Origin of the sequence: Ruegeria sp. HKCCA5463, assembly GCF_013034175.1 — a bacterium.
Taxonomy (GTDB): Bacteria; Pseudomonadota; Alphaproteobacteria; order Rhodobacterales; family Rhodobacteraceae; genus Ruegeria.
The window spans coordinates 53,619-69,742 of the sequence record NZ_WQFL01000006.1 but is presented as its reverse complement, the minus strand read 5'-3'; the positions used below and the strand labels follow the sequence as shown (position 1 = coordinate 69,742).

Annotated in this window: 12 protein-coding genes and 1 tRNA gene; 5 read left to right on the top strand and 8 right to left on the bottom strand. The window is 58.1% G+C overall.

Annotated features, from left to right (window positions below; all coding sequences use genetic code 11):
* Positions 1-6 precede the first annotated feature (6 nt).
* On the bottom strand, positions 7-720 hold the full coding sequence (locus GOW09_RS13685) for a metallophosphoesterase family protein (RefSeq protein ID WP_253283540.1): 714 nt from the start codon (positions 718-720) through the stop codon (positions 7-9).
* Positions 721-955: 235 nt separating this feature from the next.
* On the opposite strand from GOW09_RS13685, the gene GOW09_RS13680 reads away from it, so the two are divergent.
* A complete protein-coding gene (locus GOW09_RS13680; protein ID WP_171119141.1) occupies positions 956-1,969 on the top strand; it encodes an NAD-dependent epimerase/dehydratase family protein in 1,014 nt (337 codons plus the stop codon).
* Between the two features lie 64 nt (positions 1,970-2,033).
* Here the strand turns inward: GOW09_RS13680 and nqrF are convergent, their stop codons facing one another.
* From nqrF to GOW09_RS13650, 6 genes are read right to left on the bottom strand one after another with little or no spacing between them, the layout of a single operon-like run.
* Positions 2,034-3,257: an NADH:ubiquinone reductase (Na(+)-transporting) subunit F gene (gene nqrF / locus GOW09_RS13675; protein ID WP_171119140.1), complete on the bottom strand. Its 1,224-nt coding sequence runs from the start codon at positions 3,255-3,257 to the stop codon at positions 2,034-2,036.
* 10 nt (positions 3,258-3,267) lie between these two features.
* Positions 3,268-3,876 (bottom strand): NADH:ubiquinone reductase (Na(+)-transporting) subunit E, encoded by a 609-nt coding sequence (gene nqrE, locus GOW09_RS13670; RefSeq protein WP_152460185.1) that lies wholly within the window; start codon positions 3,874-3,876, stop codon positions 3,268-3,270.
* The gene (locus tag GOW09_RS13665) at positions 3,876-4,529 is read right to left on the bottom strand and encodes an NADH:ubiquinone reductase (Na(+)-transporting) subunit D (RefSeq protein WP_152460184.1); all 654 of its coding nucleotides are present in this window, start codon (positions 4,527-4,529) and stop codon (positions 3,876-3,878) included. The genes nqrE and GOW09_RS13665 overlap by 1 nt, the downstream gene beginning before the upstream one ends.
* Positions 4,529-5,356 (bottom strand): Na(+)-translocating NADH-quinone reductase subunit C, encoded by an 828-nt coding sequence (locus tag GOW09_RS13660; RefSeq protein ID WP_171119139.1) that lies wholly within the window; start codon positions 5,354-5,356, stop codon positions 4,529-4,531. The genes GOW09_RS13665 and GOW09_RS13660 overlap by 1 nt, the downstream gene beginning before the upstream one ends.
* The gene (locus GOW09_RS13655; protein WP_171119138.1) at positions 5,349-6,557 is read right to left on the bottom strand and encodes an NADH:ubiquinone reductase (Na(+)-transporting) subunit B; all 1,209 of its coding nucleotides are present in this window, start codon (positions 6,555-6,557) and stop codon (positions 5,349-5,351) included. The genes GOW09_RS13660 and GOW09_RS13655 overlap by 8 nt, the downstream gene beginning before the upstream one ends.
* A gap of 5 nt (positions 6,558-6,562) precedes the next feature.
* A complete protein-coding gene (locus GOW09_RS13650; protein ID WP_171119137.1) occupies positions 6,563-7,906 on the bottom strand; it encodes a Na(+)-translocating NADH-quinone reductase subunit A in 1,344 nt (447 codons plus the stop codon).
* 297 nt (positions 7,907-8,203) lie between these two features.
* Here GOW09_RS13650 and GOW09_RS13645 point away from each other — a divergent pair, with 297 nt between their 5' ends.
* On the top strand, positions 8,204-9,319 hold the full coding sequence (locus tag GOW09_RS13645; protein WP_171119136.1) for a class I SAM-dependent RNA methyltransferase: 1,116 nt from the start codon (positions 8,204-8,206) through the stop codon (positions 9,317-9,319).
* Between the two features lie 390 nt (positions 9,320-9,709).
* Positions 9,710-9,786: transfer RNA gene (locus tag GOW09_RS13640), tRNA-Pro, on the top strand.
* A gap of 69 nt (positions 9,787-9,855) precedes the next feature.
* Here GOW09_RS13640 and GOW09_RS13635 read toward each other — a convergent pair.
* Complete coding sequence (locus GOW09_RS13635; protein ID WP_253284257.1) at positions 9,856-10,041, bottom strand: tyrosine-type recombinase/integrase; 186 nt, start codon at positions 10,039-10,041, stop codon at positions 9,856-9,858.
* Positions 10,042-10,327: 286 nt separating this feature from the next.
* Here GOW09_RS13635 and GOW09_RS13630 point away from each other — a divergent pair, with 286 nt between their 5' ends.
* Positions 10,328-15,430 (top strand): glycosyltransferase, encoded by a 5,103-nt coding sequence (locus tag GOW09_RS13630; RefSeq protein WP_171119134.1) that lies wholly within the window; start codon positions 10,328-10,330, stop codon positions 15,428-15,430.
* Positions 15,427-16,005, top strand: a complete 579-nt coding sequence (locus tag GOW09_RS13625; RefSeq protein WP_171119133.1) for an LOG family protein — start codon at positions 15,427-15,429, stop codon at positions 16,003-16,005. Before GOW09_RS13630 ends, GOW09_RS13625 begins: the two co-directional genes overlap by 4 nt.
* Positions 16,006-16,124 lie beyond the last annotated feature (119 nt).

The following is a 16,124-nucleotide window of genomic DNA, read 5'->3' as shown; positions in this document are numbered from 1 at the left end:
CACTGTTCACACGGTCGAGGTGAACCGAACACTTCCGGCGTTGATCTCGGCGGCTGTCAACCGACCCGAAGCGAAAGCGCCCGTGTCAAGCGACACCACCCGGTTCCTGACCCGGGGGAGGTCCACGATGGTGTGGCCATGCACCACCCATTGACCATCACTGCGGGCCAGCCTGGGAAACATGGGATGTCCCCAGAGGCAAATCTGGCGATCCTGGGCCTCAGCCGGATGTCGGGGGTCCAGCGCCGCATGAACGAAAGTGACGTTGCCAGTGGTCCAGGTCAAAGGCCGGTCGGCAAGCCAGTTGATTAGGCTTTCCCCCATCTTAAGGCGAAGATCATCCGCCAGTTTTCGAATCTGCTGGTTGTTGTCGATATCCCCGGGCGGTTTCAACCCGAAAGACGCCAGTGTATGTACACCCCCATTTTGAAACCAAAGCCGGGCGTTGCGTTCCGGCGCCTCCAGGAATTGCAACAGAAACTCTTCGTGGTTTCCAAGAAGACATTGAACGCGTCCTCCTGACGTCTCGCTCAGGTGAAACAGGTGGCGCAGCACCTGCGCGCTGTATGGCCCCCGATCAATGTAATCTCCGACAAAGACCAGCAAGCTCTGATCGTCCAGTCGGGGCAACAACGCCTGCAACAAGTCCAGACGACCGTGAATATCGCCCACGGCCGTCACTTTCTCGGCCGGAGCGATGTCGCAAGGCACTGCATTCATTGTCCGCCCCGCCCTGCGGTCGAACCACCGTCTGATCCAGTTCGTAATCATACATGTTGATCCCTATCCTTCTCGCCCATTGGCGGCAATGAGCATCTGATTGAATCAGCAAAGAGTTGACCAATGACGTCTGGATGTTCGATATGACCTTCAGCGCAGTTCAAAATGTTTGACCCGGCATCAGGGGCAGAACCTTTTGTTCGGCGATGATCGTGCAGGGCGTTTTGAGGGTTCTATGAAACGGGTTTTGATTACGGGCTCTGCGGGGTTCATCGGGTTCCATCTGGCAAAGCTGCTGTTAGAGGAAGGGTTCCGCGTGCATGGATACGACGGGATGACGGATTACTATGATGTGGTCCTGAAACAGCGTCGGCATCAAATTCTGCTTCAGACACCCGGGTTCACGGCAACCGAGGATCGGTTGGAAAATTTTGATCGGTTGATGCAGGTCGCCGAAGAATTTCAGCCGGAAGTCATTGTTCATCTGGCGGCTCAGGCCGGTGTGAGACACAGTTTGGACCATCCCCGCAGCTATGTTGAATCGAATGTCGTTGGAACATTCAACGTGATGGAAATTGCACGGCAACATAAGGTGGATCATCTTTTGATGGCATCGACCTCTTCCATTTACGGTGCCAACGAAGACATGCCGTTTACCGAGACGGAAAAAGCCGACACCCAACTGACCATCTATTCCGCGACAAAGAAGGCGAATGAGGCGATGGGGCATTCCTATGCGCATCTTTGGGATTTGCCGACGACCATGTTCCGCTTCTTTACCGTCTACGGCACTTGGGGACGACCGGATCTGGCGTATTTCAAATTTGTCGCCGCCATCCTGGATGGCCGCCCGATCGACATTTACAATCACGGCGACATGCATCGGGATTTCACCCATGTCCAAGACCTTGTACGCGGCATCAGATTGCTGATCGATGTGCCTCCGGTGCGGCCAGCCAGCCGTGAGGGTATCGAGGACGGAGACAGCCTGTCCCCCGTCGCGCCCTACCGCATCGTGAATATCGGCAACGGAGAAAAAGTGCGCCTGATGGATTTCATCGAAGCCATCGAACAGGCCGTGGGGCAGAAGGCGATCAAGAACTTCATGCCGATGCAGATGGGTGATGTTCATGCCACCTGGGCGGACAATCGGCTGCTACAAAGACTGACGAACTATCGTCCCCGGACAGACCTGAAAGACGGCATCACCCAGTTCGTTGCGTGGTACCGAGACTATTACGGAAAATAAAATAACGTAGGCCTATCGCCAAATGAAAGAACCGGCGTCTTCAACGCCGGTTCTTTTTTGTTCCTTACCCGCCGAAATCGTCGAGCATGATGTCTTCGCGGTCCACGCCCAGATCCAGCAGCATGTTGATGACCGACTGGTTCATGATTGGCGGACCACACATGTAGTATTCGCAATCCTCAGGCGCGGGGTGGTTCTTGAGGTATTCTTCGAACAATACGTTGTGGATGAAGCCGGTAAAGCCTTTCCAATTGTCCTCGGGCTGCGCGTCCGACAAGGCCACGTGCCATTCGAAATTGTCGAATTCTTCAGCCAGACTGTCGAAGTCTTCGACAAAGAACATCTCTTTCTTCGACCGCGCACCATACCAGAAGCTGATCTTGCGGTTGCGGTTCTGAAGACGCTTGAGCTGATCAAAGATATGGCTGCGCATGGGTGCCATACCGGCGCCGCCGCCAATGAAGACCATCTCTTTGTCAGTTTCACGGGCAAAGAACTCGCCGAATGGGCCTGAAATGGTGACCTTGTCACCCGGCTTCAGGTTGAAGATGTAGGACGACATCTGACCCGGCGGAATGCCTTCGGACCCCGGCGGCGGCGAGGCCACGCGGACGTTCAGCATGATCATGCCTTTTTCGTCCGGGTAGTTGGCCATCGAATAGGCGCGCTCGATGGGTTCGGTCACCACCGATTCATATTGCCACAGATTGAAGCGATCCCAATCCTCGCGATATTCCTCTTCAATGTCGAAATCCGTGTATTTCAACTGGTGTGCTGGTGCTTCGATCTGGATGTAGCCACCGGCACGGAAGTTCACATCCTCGCCCTCGGGCAGGTCCAGGATCAACGCCTTGATGAAGGTCGCTACGTTTTCGTTCGACCGAACGGTACATTCCCATTTCTTGACGCCGAAGACTTCCTCCGGAACTTCGATATCCATGTCCTGCTTGACCGCCACCTGGCAAGACAGGCGATCACCACATGACGCTTCACGTTTCGTGATATGGCTTTCTTCGGTCGGCAGGATCGACCCGCCCCCCGAATGCACCCGCACCCGGCACTGCGCACAGGTGCCGCCGCCACCGCAGGCCGAAGGGACAAACAGCTTCTCGGCAGCCAGTGTCTGTAGCAGCTTGCCACCTGCCGGAACGGAAATCGTCTTTTCGCCGTTGATCGTAATGTTGACGTTTCCAGTCGATACCAGCTTGGATCGGGCGGCCATGATGATGGCCACCAATGCCAGAACGATTACGGTGAAAAGAGCTACGCCTAAGGTAAAGGTTTCCATCAACGCCCCCTTACAGTTTCACGCCCGAGAAGGACATGAAGGCCATAGCCATCAGACCTGCGGTAATGAAAGTAATGCCCAGACCTTGCAGACCATCGGGAATGTCCGAATATTTCAGCTTTTCCCGCACTCCGGCCATTGCCGTGATTGCCAGCGCCCAGCCAAAACCGGAAGACAAGCCATAAGTTGCCGCCTCGGTAAAGTTATAGTCACGCTCCACCATGAACAGCGACCCGCCAAGGATGGCGCAGTTCACCGTGATCAGTGGCAGAAAGATCCCCAGCGCGTTGTAAAGCGGTGGGAAATACTTGTCCAAAACCATCTCGAGGATCTGCACCATCGCCGCGATCACGCCGATATAGGAAATCAGGCCAAGGAAGGTCAGGTCCACATCCGGGAACCCGGCCCAGGCCAGCGCGCCCGGTTTCAGCAGGTAGTTCAGCAGCAGGTTGTTGGCAGGCACGGTGATGGCCTGCACGACCATGACCGAAATCCCCAGCCCCAGCGCTGTCGAAATCTTCTTGGACACGGCGATGAAAGTGCACATGCCAAGAAAAAAGCTGAGCGCAAGGTTTTCGACAAAGATGGCCTTTACGGCCAGTGAGATCAGACCTTCCATCAGTGGGCCTCTACCTGCTGAATTTTGTATTCACGCTCTTCCACCTGGTTCGGCTTCCAGGTGCGGAAGGCCCAGATGATCAGACCGATGATGAAGAACGCCGAGGGCGGCAACAGCAGCATGCCGTTGGGCACGTACCAGCCGCCGTTGTTGACGGTTTCCAGAATCGTGACGCCGAACAGCGACCCCGCGCCAAACAGCTCGCGAATGAAGCCGACCAGCAGCAGGATCAGACCATAGCCCATGCCGTTGCCCATTCCGTCGATGAAGGACGCAACCGGAGGGTTCTTCATCGCAAATGCCTCGGCGCGGCCCATCACGATGCAGTTGGTGATGATCAGGCCGACGAAAACCGACAGGGTTTTCGAAATCTCGAAAGCATAGGCTTTCAGGATCTGGTCCACCAGGATCACCAGCGACGCGATGATCACCATCTGAACGATGATCCGGATCGAACCGGGGATCTGGTTGCGCAGGCATGAAATGAAGAAGGACGAAAACGAGGTCACGAAGATCACCGCCAGCGCCATCACCATCGACACTTGCAACGATGATGTCACCGCAAGCGCCGAACAGATGCCCAGCACCTGCAATGTGATCGGATTGTTGTCGACAAGCGGGTCGACCAGCATCTCTTTCTTGGTCTGGGACATCAAATCTCTCCTGCTTGAAGTTTGGCCAGGAAGGGACCATAGCCCGCATCGCCCATCCAGAATTTCACAAGGTTGTCGACGCCGACCGAGGTCAGCGTGGCCCCCGCCAACGCATCCACATAGAAATCTGGCCCGGCTGCGGGCTGCGATTTGGCAACGGTGATTTGCAGATCACCTGCTTCGTCGCGCAGCTTTTTCCCGTTCCACAAGGCTTTCCAGCGCGGGTTGTCCACCTCGGCCCCAAGGCCCGGAGTTTCACCATGCTGATAGAATTGCAGGCCGTAGATATCGTTGCCGTTGTTTTCAAGCGCGATAAACCCATAGAGCGTCGACCACAGGCCGTATCCGTGCAGAGGCAGGATCACCTTGTCCAGATCACCCGCATCATCGCGCAGCAGATAGATAACACGGTACTTGGATTTGCGGCCGATACCGGCTGGGTCATTGTCCAGCGCGACGCTCAGCTCTGGATCGCTGGCGGCGGCGATGTCGTCAAACGTGGTCGGATCAAATTGATCATCGACGAAGGTGCCCGCGGACAGCTCCAGCACATGTGGTTCGAAGGCGGCAAAAGCCTCTGTCACGTCGATGCCCGGCTCGAACACGCCCGCAACTTGCAGAACGTTTACCTGTTTGTCCTTCAGGCGGTTGGCCTCTTGCACCGGGCGCAGGCTGACTGCGGCCGCGGACACAACCATCGAGGCGACCAGACAGACGGCAACGGCGATGAAGATCGTCTTGCCAACAGAATCCGGCGACGCCGCCAGGAATCTGGCCAATGCGCCCTTGGGTGCCTCGTTTTGATCTGGGGATTGCGTATCAGACATGGCGACGCGCCCTCCGTTTGATGTTGGCTTGCACGACGAAATAATCGATCAGCGGTGCAAAGACGTTGCCGAACAGGATTGCCAGCATCATCCCTTCGGGGAAAGCCGGGTTGATCACGCGGATCATCACGACCATGACTCCGATCAAAGCGCCGTAGATATAACGCCCTACATTGGTGTGGCTGGCCGAAACCGGTTCCGTCACCATAAAGGCCAGCCCGAAAGCGTAACCGCCCAATACGATATGCCAGTACCACGGCATCGCGAACATCGGGTTGGTATCCGATCCGATCAGGTTCAACAGCAGGGTAAAGCCGATGGTGCCCCCCAGACAGCCCACAATCAGGCGGTAGTTGGCGATCCTGGTCATCAGAAGGAAAGCCAGACCGATCATGCAGGCCAGTGTCGATGTTTCGCCAAAGCTGCCCTGAATGGTGCCGAAAAACGCGCTCGACCAGGTGATGCCTTCGGCGGCCAGTGCCTGCACACCTTCGGCCGCAGACACGCCCAATGCAGTTGCGCCCGAGAACCCGTCAACGGGTGTCCAGACCGCATCCCCCGACATCTGCGCCGGATAGGCGAAATACAAAAACGCCCGCCCCACAAGCGCGGGGTTGAGAAAGTTCTTGCCGGTGCCCCCGAACACTTCCTTACCGATCACGACGCCGAAGATGATGCCCAATGCCACCTGCCACAGGGGCGTCGTAGCAGGCATGATCAGCGTATAAAGCATTGATGTAACAAGGAAGCCTTCGTTCACCTCATGGCCGCGAACGGTGGCAAAGATGACCTCGAAGATACCGCCCGCGACCAGCGTGACGATGTAGATCGGAAGGAAATACATCAGACCATGCATGACGTTGGCAAAGATGCTGGACGGGTCCAGCGAAATCCCGAACATCTGCAACAAAGCAATCCGCCAGCCGGTGGCCGATTCCGGCCCCAGCAAAGCAATCGCCGAGTTCGCCTGATAGCCGGTGTTCCACATCCCCCACAGGATGCAGGGGATCGTCGCGATCACGACATAGGTCATGATCCGCTTCATATCCACATAGGACCGCGCGTGCGGCGCCACCGTGGTCACGGTTTTTGGAGTGTAGATGAAGCTTTCCACCATCTCGTAGATGGGGAAGTACTTTTCGTACTTGCCGCCCTTGGTAAAGTTCGGCTCGATCCTGTCAAAGAAGCTGCGCAAACCCATTCGGCTCAGCCCTCCTTTTCAATTTTGCTCAGGCAGTCGCGCAGCGCCAGCCCGTATTCATATTTTGCCGGACAAGCGAAGCCCACAAGGCCCAGATCCTCTTCGTCCAGCTCCAGCGCACCCAGGGCCTGGGCAGTGTCCGTATCCATTACCAGCAGCGCCCGCAGCAACTGAGTGGGCAGATAGTCCTGCGGCATCAGGTCTTCGAAAACACCTGTGGGCACCATGGCCCGACGCCCGCCGTTCAGGTTGGACGTGAAGGCATACAGCTTCTTGGCGAATGCCGAACCCAATACAGGCTGGACCGCGTATTTCGACGGCATCGGACGAATCCAGCCCAACGGGATTTGATCGGGATCTTCACGGATGATGCTGATCTGGCGCGCGAACCGGCCCAGATAGGCGGTAGGACCATCTGCGTGCCGGCCCGACAGGATCGAACCCGAAATGATACGGGGCGTGCCGTCCACAACGACTTCGTCGCTGGTCAGATCGTCAGTTGATGCGCCCATCACGGTACGGATCAAACGCGGTTGACGCGCACCCGGCCCCGTCAGGGCAATCACGACATTCGGATCCAGATGGCCGGTCTGCGTCAGGCGGCCAATGGCGATGACATCCTGATACCCGATGGTCCAGACCTGCTTGTCGCCTGCAAGGGGTTCGAGAAAGTGAATATGCGTTCCGGCCAGCCCCGATGGGTGCGGGCCTGCGAAAGATGCAGTTTCGACACCGGCGACATCTGCGCCGGGTATCGTGTCACCCTCTTTCTGGCAAAGATAGGTTTTGCCCTCGGTCAATGTGCTGACTGCCGCCAAACCGGCGGCAAATTCTTCGGCCGCCTCGGCAATGATCGTGGCAGCGTCAGCGGCCAGCGGGTCACTGTCCATGGCGGTGACAAAGATCGCATCCGGTTTGACGCCGGGGTTCGGCATTTTCGAATAGGGACGCGTGCGGAACGACGTCCACAGGCCGGCGGCGCACAGCTTGGCCGTCACGCCTTCGGCGCTGTCGGCATCCCCTATGCCCGAGAAATCAACACCGGCGTCATTGACATCTGTCACTTCGATCACGACGCTTTGCAGCACCCGACGGGCACCACGGTTGATCGCGACGACCCTGCCACTTACCGGTGCGACCATCATCGCGTCAGGCGCGTCCTTGTGACAGAACAGCGGCGCGCCACGTACGACGCTGTCGCCTTCCTGCACCAGCATCTTGGGTTTCAGGCCGATGTAGTCACCGCCCAGGACGCCAACGGTCGAGTATTCCGGGCCCGGGTGAATGGTCTGGTCAGGAGCGCCTTCCACCGGCAGATCCAGCCCCTTTTTCAGTTTGAAAGTTTGCATGTTGCTACGTTCTTCCAAGCCTCTTTTCTGCGCCAGCTCTGCCAACGCCCTTTCGGGGTCATGCAATAGCGCGGTTTTTTCGAGCCTCCGTCGCAAAAGCGTCGAAAACGGTCCAAAATCCGCAGGCGTATTTCCGATCAAGGACCCTTTACGCGGGGAAGGTCACAAACGCAAACCTGTTACCGCCAAAACTTGAGGATGAACCACACAATCCTGCGATTGATCGGTCATTTCTTCTGATTCCATGGCGTATAATTGCATATCGCGCCCAACAAGGTTCCAGTGTAAGCAACCGGAATGGAAAAAGACACAGATTTGGAAATCTTTCTGGTTGCCACGCCTGGCCTCGAGGCGCCTCTTGGTGACGAGGCGCAATTCAACGGATTCGCGCAGGTCAGAACTGTACCCGGCGGGGTGACATGCCGGGGTTCATGGCCCGAGGTCTGGCGCGCCAACCTGACACTGCGCGGCGCCAACAAGGTTCTGGTGCGACTGGGCAGTTTCCCCGCCGTGCACCTTGCCCAATTGGACAAACGTGCTCGGAAATTTCCTTGGGGCACCGTTTTGCGTCCTGACGTGCCGGTCAAGGTGGAAGCCATCAGCCGCAAATCCAGAATTTATCACGCCGGTGCAGCGCGTCAGAGGATCGAGCGGGCAATATCCGAGACATTGGGCACCTCGATTTCATCCGAGGCAAACCTTCGGGTCTTGCTTCGAATCGAGAAAGACATCTGCACGATCTCGGTCGACAGTTCCGGCGAGCTGTTGCACAAACGCGGTCACAAGGAAGCCATTGCCAAGGCCCCAATGCGCGAAACAATGGCCGCCATCTTCCTGAGAGAGTGTGGCTACTCGGGCGATGAACCCGTACTGGACCCGATGTGCGGATCCGGTACCTTCGTGATCGAGGCCGCCGAGATCGCTCTAGGTCTGCGCCCTGGCCGCTCCCGCAGTTTTGCATTCGAGGACCTGGCGGGCTTTGACCCTGATCAGTGGCAGGAAATGCGGCAGGAAACGAAGACGGCGGAATGCGCGCTTACCTTCTACGGCTCGGATCGCAACTCGGGCGCGGTCGACGCGGCGACTGCCAATGCCGAAAGGGCCCAGGTCAGTGATGTGACACGGTTTCAACAGCGTTCCGTCAGTGACATAAAACCCCCCGAAGGTCCTGCGGGGCTGGTCATTGTGAACCCGCCCTACGGGGCGCGGATTGGTGACGAAAGACGCTTGCGTTCAGTCTATGGTGCGATGGGCAAGACCTTGATGAACCGGTTCCAGGGATGGCGGGTCGGCGTGATCACCAGCGCTCCGGGGCTTGCCCGGGCCACACGCCTGCCTTTGCTGGCGCCAGGACCGGTCGTCGACCATGGTGGAACCAAAATTCGTCTGTACCAAACAGACCCCTTGCCGTGATTGCCTGGGATGCTTCACAACCAATTCATGACGATGGCTGCGCGGGCGAGAGCGGACAAGAAGACCACAGGGTTTCCGCCGCAAAGGGGTGCGGTTCCCTTGTCTTTCAACGTGCCTGTGAACCTCTCGACGTCTTAGCACCGGTGCAATTGTGACCTGCCCGGCAGGGGTGAACAAATTGGCGGGCACTCTTGCGTGCCGATCAACCAGAAGAACGCAGACATGCAACCGCTCGTTTTTTCGATTCGTGAAGACCTGCTCAAATTACCGGGTTCCGACCTTATCGGTGCGCCGCCCTTTTTTGGTTGTTGCGTTCGAAAGATTCGGGTGATCGAAATACAGAATCCTCTTGCGCATCAGACACGCCGCGTATAGATCACCCGCCACGGTCGGAGTGTAGCTCAGCCTGGTAGAGCACTGTCTTCGGGAGGCAGGGGTCGGAGGTTCGAATCCTCTCACTCCGACCAATAAAACAAGGCGCCCAAGGGCGCCTTTTTGCTTTCAAGACAGTGATCTGCAGTTCATTGAACCTCAGCCTAGTCGAACTCCAACGCGCTGGCGGCCTTGCGGAGGTGTTCCGGGCTGTAGCGCGCATAGACAGACGCCGTGATCCGCGAGTCGGAATGACCGAGAAACTGAGCGATCTCCTCCATCGCGATGCCTGCCTCGGCCATGTGGACAGCTGCCGTGTGCCGCAACACATGCGGCGACACATCGGACAAACTCGCCTGGATCGCAGGCCGACAATGCACCAACAATCAATTTGGACCAGTCAGATGAGGCTGCTCAAACTGGTTCCGGTCTTCACAATCAACCGGCATGACATTCGACCTCGAGATTGACACCTCACCACCCAATAACTACTCAAGGTTGCAGCTGCTCTTGGTTGTTTGACGTGCCGGATCGGGCTTGATGGATCCACGATGACCGATCCCGCAAGCCTCTTAAGCCGACATGCTCTCGCAAGGAAGACGGTTAGCCAATTGCTTCCTTTCATCGGGGATGACCATGAACAGACCGACCATCGTCGCGATGCTGGCAACGCATGCGCGCAATAACTTGCTGTTGCAACGCGCACTACCTTCCGCCCTCTCTCAATCTCGCCCTGCGGATGCAATTATCGTAGTCGAGGACGAACGAACAACTGACCTTGCCCAGGAAGTTAAAGTGGCGGCCCCAACCGCTCAGTTTCTTCACAACCGCCGGACAAAAGGGCTCTCGGGTGCGTTGAATACTGGGCTTGATCATCTGGTGCGAAAACACGCCGGTATGACGGATATCTTCGTTGCTTTCCTCGACGACGACGATGAATGGACGCCTGAGCATCTCGCTGCGGTCGAGGCACGCATCCGAGAAGGTGCCGAGGTCGTCGCGGCGCCTTTCCTGCGCCTCGAGTCAGATTTGGATGCGCGCAGGATCGACCCGCCTGCCGCGGTGGACGCCAGTCTTTTCATGGAGCGGAACCCAGGGATTCAAGGCTCCACTTTTGCGGCACAGCTCGACATCCTGCTCGAGGCTGGAGGCTTCAACGAAGCGCTGCAAAGCTGCACTGACCGCGACCTGTGGATCAGGCTGTGCCGCCGTCCCAACCTGCGATATGCGACGACATCAGCCCCAAGTGTGCACCATTATGCCTGTGTTGATCGCCCTCGGCTTTCGTCTCCCGGTTCGGTGGCCAAACATTCCGGTCTGGAGATGTTCGATCGCATTCACGGACCACTGATGTCGCCGACCGTGCGCGCCAAGCATCTCAATCGCGCGCAGAAGCTCTTTGATTGGCAGCCGGTCGAAGGGCCAAATCAGGACCGAGACGTTGGCGAAGAAATTCCGCCAGACAGACCTTCCTTTCCACAGTCGGAAGGGACACCGCCATTGATTGTTGGCATCATCGCAGATGACCGACGCGTCCAGTCGCTCTCTCGTCTTCTGGACGACTTGGCCGAGAGGGTCGAGGCCGAGGAATTTGCGCCGCCCGACGTTTTGTTGCTTGAGAACCGACCTGAAGCGATTTCTGGACAAAGTTTCGCCTCCATGGTGGCGCAGAAGAGGGACCGCCTACGGATTCGTGTCGTGGATCGAGCGGGGCTGGAACTGCTTGAGAGGAAAGGGGCTTGGCGTCCGGAGGGTGTGGACCGACAAGGGCGACTCGCCATCTCCGATGCGCGAACGGCCCTTCAAAGTTGCCTCTATCACATGGCGCAGGAAAGACCGGGTTGTGTAGTCTGGATTCTTGACGATGACATGCGTCTCGATCCGATTATTGCGACGTCTTCCGGGTCAGAGCGTCGACCTTTCGAACTTGCCCAAGCGTTGCGCAGGATGCGCGCAACGGGCGCGGACATCTGCATCGGGACTTATACCGGCGCACCGCCGCTTCCTGCCGTTGCCAGTATCCGAGGGCAACTGATGGACCTGCTGTGGAACCTGCGGCGGTTGTCGGCCTCTCCCGAGGACGCACCGGTTCCGGCAGCACAACCCCACAATGCTGTGCTGCGTGCAGGCCGGCGAGACTACTATCATGATCTTTCCCGGATCGAGACCGACCGGCTTGAAACTCCTTTTGCACTTGAACCGAAACACTCCGACGAGAGCTGCGGGGATGCGCTTGCACGGTTGGAGACGATGATCCCGCGCATCCTTGCAGGTGAAGCTCCGCTGCGCCCGCTGATGGCGGACCCAGATGCCATGGGCGTTTTTGAAGCCGCAGATGCGCTCCATCGGGGCGGAAATACCTTTATTTTTGATCCCGAAGCCTTGTTGGATCTGCCAAATATTTCTCCCACCATCGGAGGGCGTCCGACGCGGCGATCGGACATGATCTGGGCACTTATGCATGAGCGTCGTTTCGATCGACAAGTCATCTCGGTCCCTGTTCCGGTGCGGCACGACCGTAGTAGCCTTCCACCACCACAAAAGCTTGATCTTGCAGGGATCGCCGATGATGTGCGTGGTTTTGCAATTTTCAGCGCATTGGTAGATGCCGACGAAGACCCGGACCTTGTCGAGGCGCTCTGCGGAAAATATGAAGACGAGCGCCTCGCCGTTCTGCGCCTCTCCTTCTTCCGCATTCGTGGCCTTGCACTGGAGCTCTTGGATTGGATCCGAAACGAGGCACCGACTTATGTCGCGCGCATCACACTCGACGCGCAGGCACGACAGCTGCTCCAGATGTTCTCAACGGAGAATTTCGCGCAAATCGAATCTGCGGTCCGTGTTCTTGGCCCAGTGGAGGTTCGAGATTTCCTTTCTGGCATGGATGCGCGCATCATGGAGTATTCCGGAAGGGTGCGCCGTTCGAACGCAATTCCACAGCTGTTGGCCGAGGAACGTGGCCAAGCCGCTTGTGCTTCGGTCGAGACGTCCACACCCATTCATGTCCTTGGGCAAGGCGCGGAAGGCGTGGTTTTTACCGATGGGCGCACGATCTGGAAACTCTTCGACCGCTGGACATCGGAACAGGTGGCCGAAGCCGTTCCTACACTCCGGATGTTGACTGGAGAAACCTCCTCGACGACGGCACTGATCAAGCCCCAGACGATAGAGCGGACATCTCTGGGTTGGCTAATGAGTTTGCCGTTCGAAGCATCGGATCCTTGGGCGGGCGGGCACGGGCCAGGCCTTGTCGAGCTGCTCGCGGATTTGCATCGCGCAGGGCTCGTTTGCCGAAACCTGCATCCGAAGAACCTGCGGGTTGCGAACGGTTCTGTGCGCTTGATCGACTACGGGGCAGACCTGATACCGGTCGATGATCCGAAGGCCGAAGGTTTGGAATTCGCGCGGATGTGCCGTCGTGCCTGGTTGTGCTGGCGATGGTGGTGGCGGAGCGACATCGGTCTGCTGATGCGCCAATCGCTGCATGATGTGAATCTACCTGAGCTTGAAGGGCATGAGAACCTAATCCGGGCTGTGCGTGAACGACTCGGCTTGGAGTTGCCGGTAGATCCGACGGTCACGCGCGCCTTGGCATTGCGTCCGAAACGGGTTCTCGATTATGGGGCCGGCAAGGGCAAGCAGGCGGCCACGCTTGCCCGAGCGGGGGCTAAGGTCGTTGCCTGGGATCCTGATCCTGGCGTCGAAACACGTCTGGATGAATTGGCTTCGCTTGGTGTGCACAGGGCCAAAACGGCCGCAGAAGCCATCACGTCCGGCCCGTTCGATCTTGTCGTATGTCGACGCGTCGCCTGTTTGTTGGACGAGGATGAGCTGGGCAAAGTCCTCACTGATCTGCGGGCTGCCCTCGCGACAGACGGGCGAGTGCTGTTCGCGCTGTGTCACCCCGCATATGCGCACAGGTCCTACGTGGCCGAAGCCACGCCACTTTCGACTCCTGGCAATCATGCTGCTGCGGAATGGACCAAGACGGTGCGCGCGACAGGACGGGTTCTTCACGAGAGACATCGAAGCGAGCGATTGCTTCGCCGTCGACTGATGCGCTCCGGGTTTCGCATCATGGCGCGGCATGAACGCCGATGCATCGAATTCGAGCGCTTCGAAACCGTGTCCGATCTGCTTGTTCTCGAACTGGCACCCGCTTCGAAGCCCGATGTTTCGCTGTTGATCAAGGCCTGTGCAATGGACGCCGAGGCGCTGGATCTGCAACTGCGCGACATCTTGGCAGCGTTGGAGCATCCCGGTGTTTTCAACGAGACAGTGCTGGCCCTCGACACGCGCAGGGAAGGCTTCCCGAGACCGCATGCCGAAGCGAACCTTTCGGCTCTACGCAACGCGGCCCAGCGCCTACTGAACGAAGGCGAGATCGACCGTATCGTGGAGACACCATCCTCGCCTACAGCTCTCAGGGCGCTCAATTTCCGCTGGTTTGGACTTGATCTCGCTGCAAGTCATAGCGCTGGCGGCGCCGCGACTGGGGCGCTTCTGGCTGGGTTCGATGCCTGCATAGGCCCGAACGTGCTTCATGCCGATATCGACATGATGATCGCGCGCACAGACCGAAACCGCGACCCGGTGAGCGAGCTGGTCGCGGCATTGCGGGAGGATTCGCAAGCGCTGACAGCCAGTTTTCCCGTTGCTCACGAAGGCCACAGGCGATGGACGGCTACTGGGTCGCAAGGCCCATGGCGGGTCGAAAGCCGATTGGGCCTTGTCTGCCTCAAGCGAATGAACGCAATCCTTCCGCTGCCGAACACCGAGCGGAACGGCGCTCCAGATCTGTCATGGCATCGTGCGATGGATGAAGCAGTGCGGCTTGGTCGGGGAACTTCCTTACGGGGAGGCTGTGTCGGCGGCTTTTGTTTGCATCCGCCGAATGCTCGCAAGCGTGATATCGAGGCGTGGGAAGAAGTGCGTGCATCCGTTGCGAGGGGGCGGGTGCCGACAGTTCAGGTCGATCAAATTGAATGGACCGGAGGGGCGAAAGACTGGCGGCAGGCAGAACGTCACGAGCGCTTTGTATTTGTCATCTGCGGACACAACGTGACACCGGAGCGGTTCCGACGTTGTTGGGACTCGGTTCTCAGACAAGATCGTCAGGATTGGGGTGCCATCGTTGTCGATGACGCATCGGTCCCTTGGATCGCCGAGGAAGTCGGGCACATGCTTTCCGGCGACATTCATCGAGTGAGCTTTGTTGCGAGGCGCCGACGTGCCGGATTGCTGGCCAATACCGTTCATGCGATCCGCGATCTATGCGCCACACCCGGGCAGATCATAGTGACGCTCGATGCCGACGATCAGTTGATTGGCCGTGATGTGCTAACCCAACTTGCCAATGCCTATGACGCGGGTGCTGACCTGACCGTTGGCTCCATGTTGCGCACGGACAAGAGTGTCGACTACAAGGTGTGCTTCGACAATCCGCGAGGCAACCGCGGCGGCAATGTCTGGCAGCATCTGCGCAGTTTCCGAAAAGGTCTCTTCGACGGAGTGCCCGACGAGGCGCTTCGGCTCGACGGTTCATATGTCGAACTGGCGTCAGACTGGGCTTTTATGCTGCCGATGGTCGAGGCCGCGCGAGCGCCCATTTGGATCCGCAAGCCGCTTTATCTTCATGAACCGGGAGAGACGCGCGAGACCGCCAGGGCCGCAATGCGCGAGGCGGTGATCGCACGACTGATTGCAAGAGAGACGCGAATCGAAGAGGAATATCAATGAACTGCACAGAACGCCGCCAGATCGTTTCAGTGATCGGAGATGCGACACTTCCCGACGAGGATCGGCGCCTAGAACTTGCCTTTAGCACGGGCCGATGCCTGGTCGATAAGGGCTTTGCGGTGATGACTGGCGGCATGGGTGGTGTCATGGACGCCGCGCTTGAAGGCGGGCGGACGTCGCCAAACTGGGTGCATGGCGCGTGTATCGGCCTGCTTCCAGGCAGAGATCCTGGCGGTCCTCGCGTATCTTCGAACGCGGATATCGTCATCCCGACCGGGCTGGATCATGGGCGAAACCTCGTGATGGCCCAAGCAGATGCAGTGATCGCGATCGGCGGCGGTGCCGGGACACTTTCGGAGATGGCTTTCGCTTGGATCCATCGACGGCTGTTGATCGCGCTTCGCTGCAATGGCTGGAGCGGACGACTTGCCGACGCGCCGATCGATGAGAGGACGCGATATAAGAATATTCGTGAAGATTGCGTCTATGGTGCTGATACAGCCCAGGAGGCCGTCGCTCTCGTTCAGCGTTTGCGTCCCCTGTATGATCGCACGCATCGCGGCATCTGTGATTAGCGCGACACCGGTGCGCCTGCAGGGGTTGGATGCACCAGAACTAGGAACTACTTCGGGGCGCGATGCGCGCTGATGGATGGTCAATTACCTGCGCGGCAAGGTGGTTGAGTGTAGGCTCA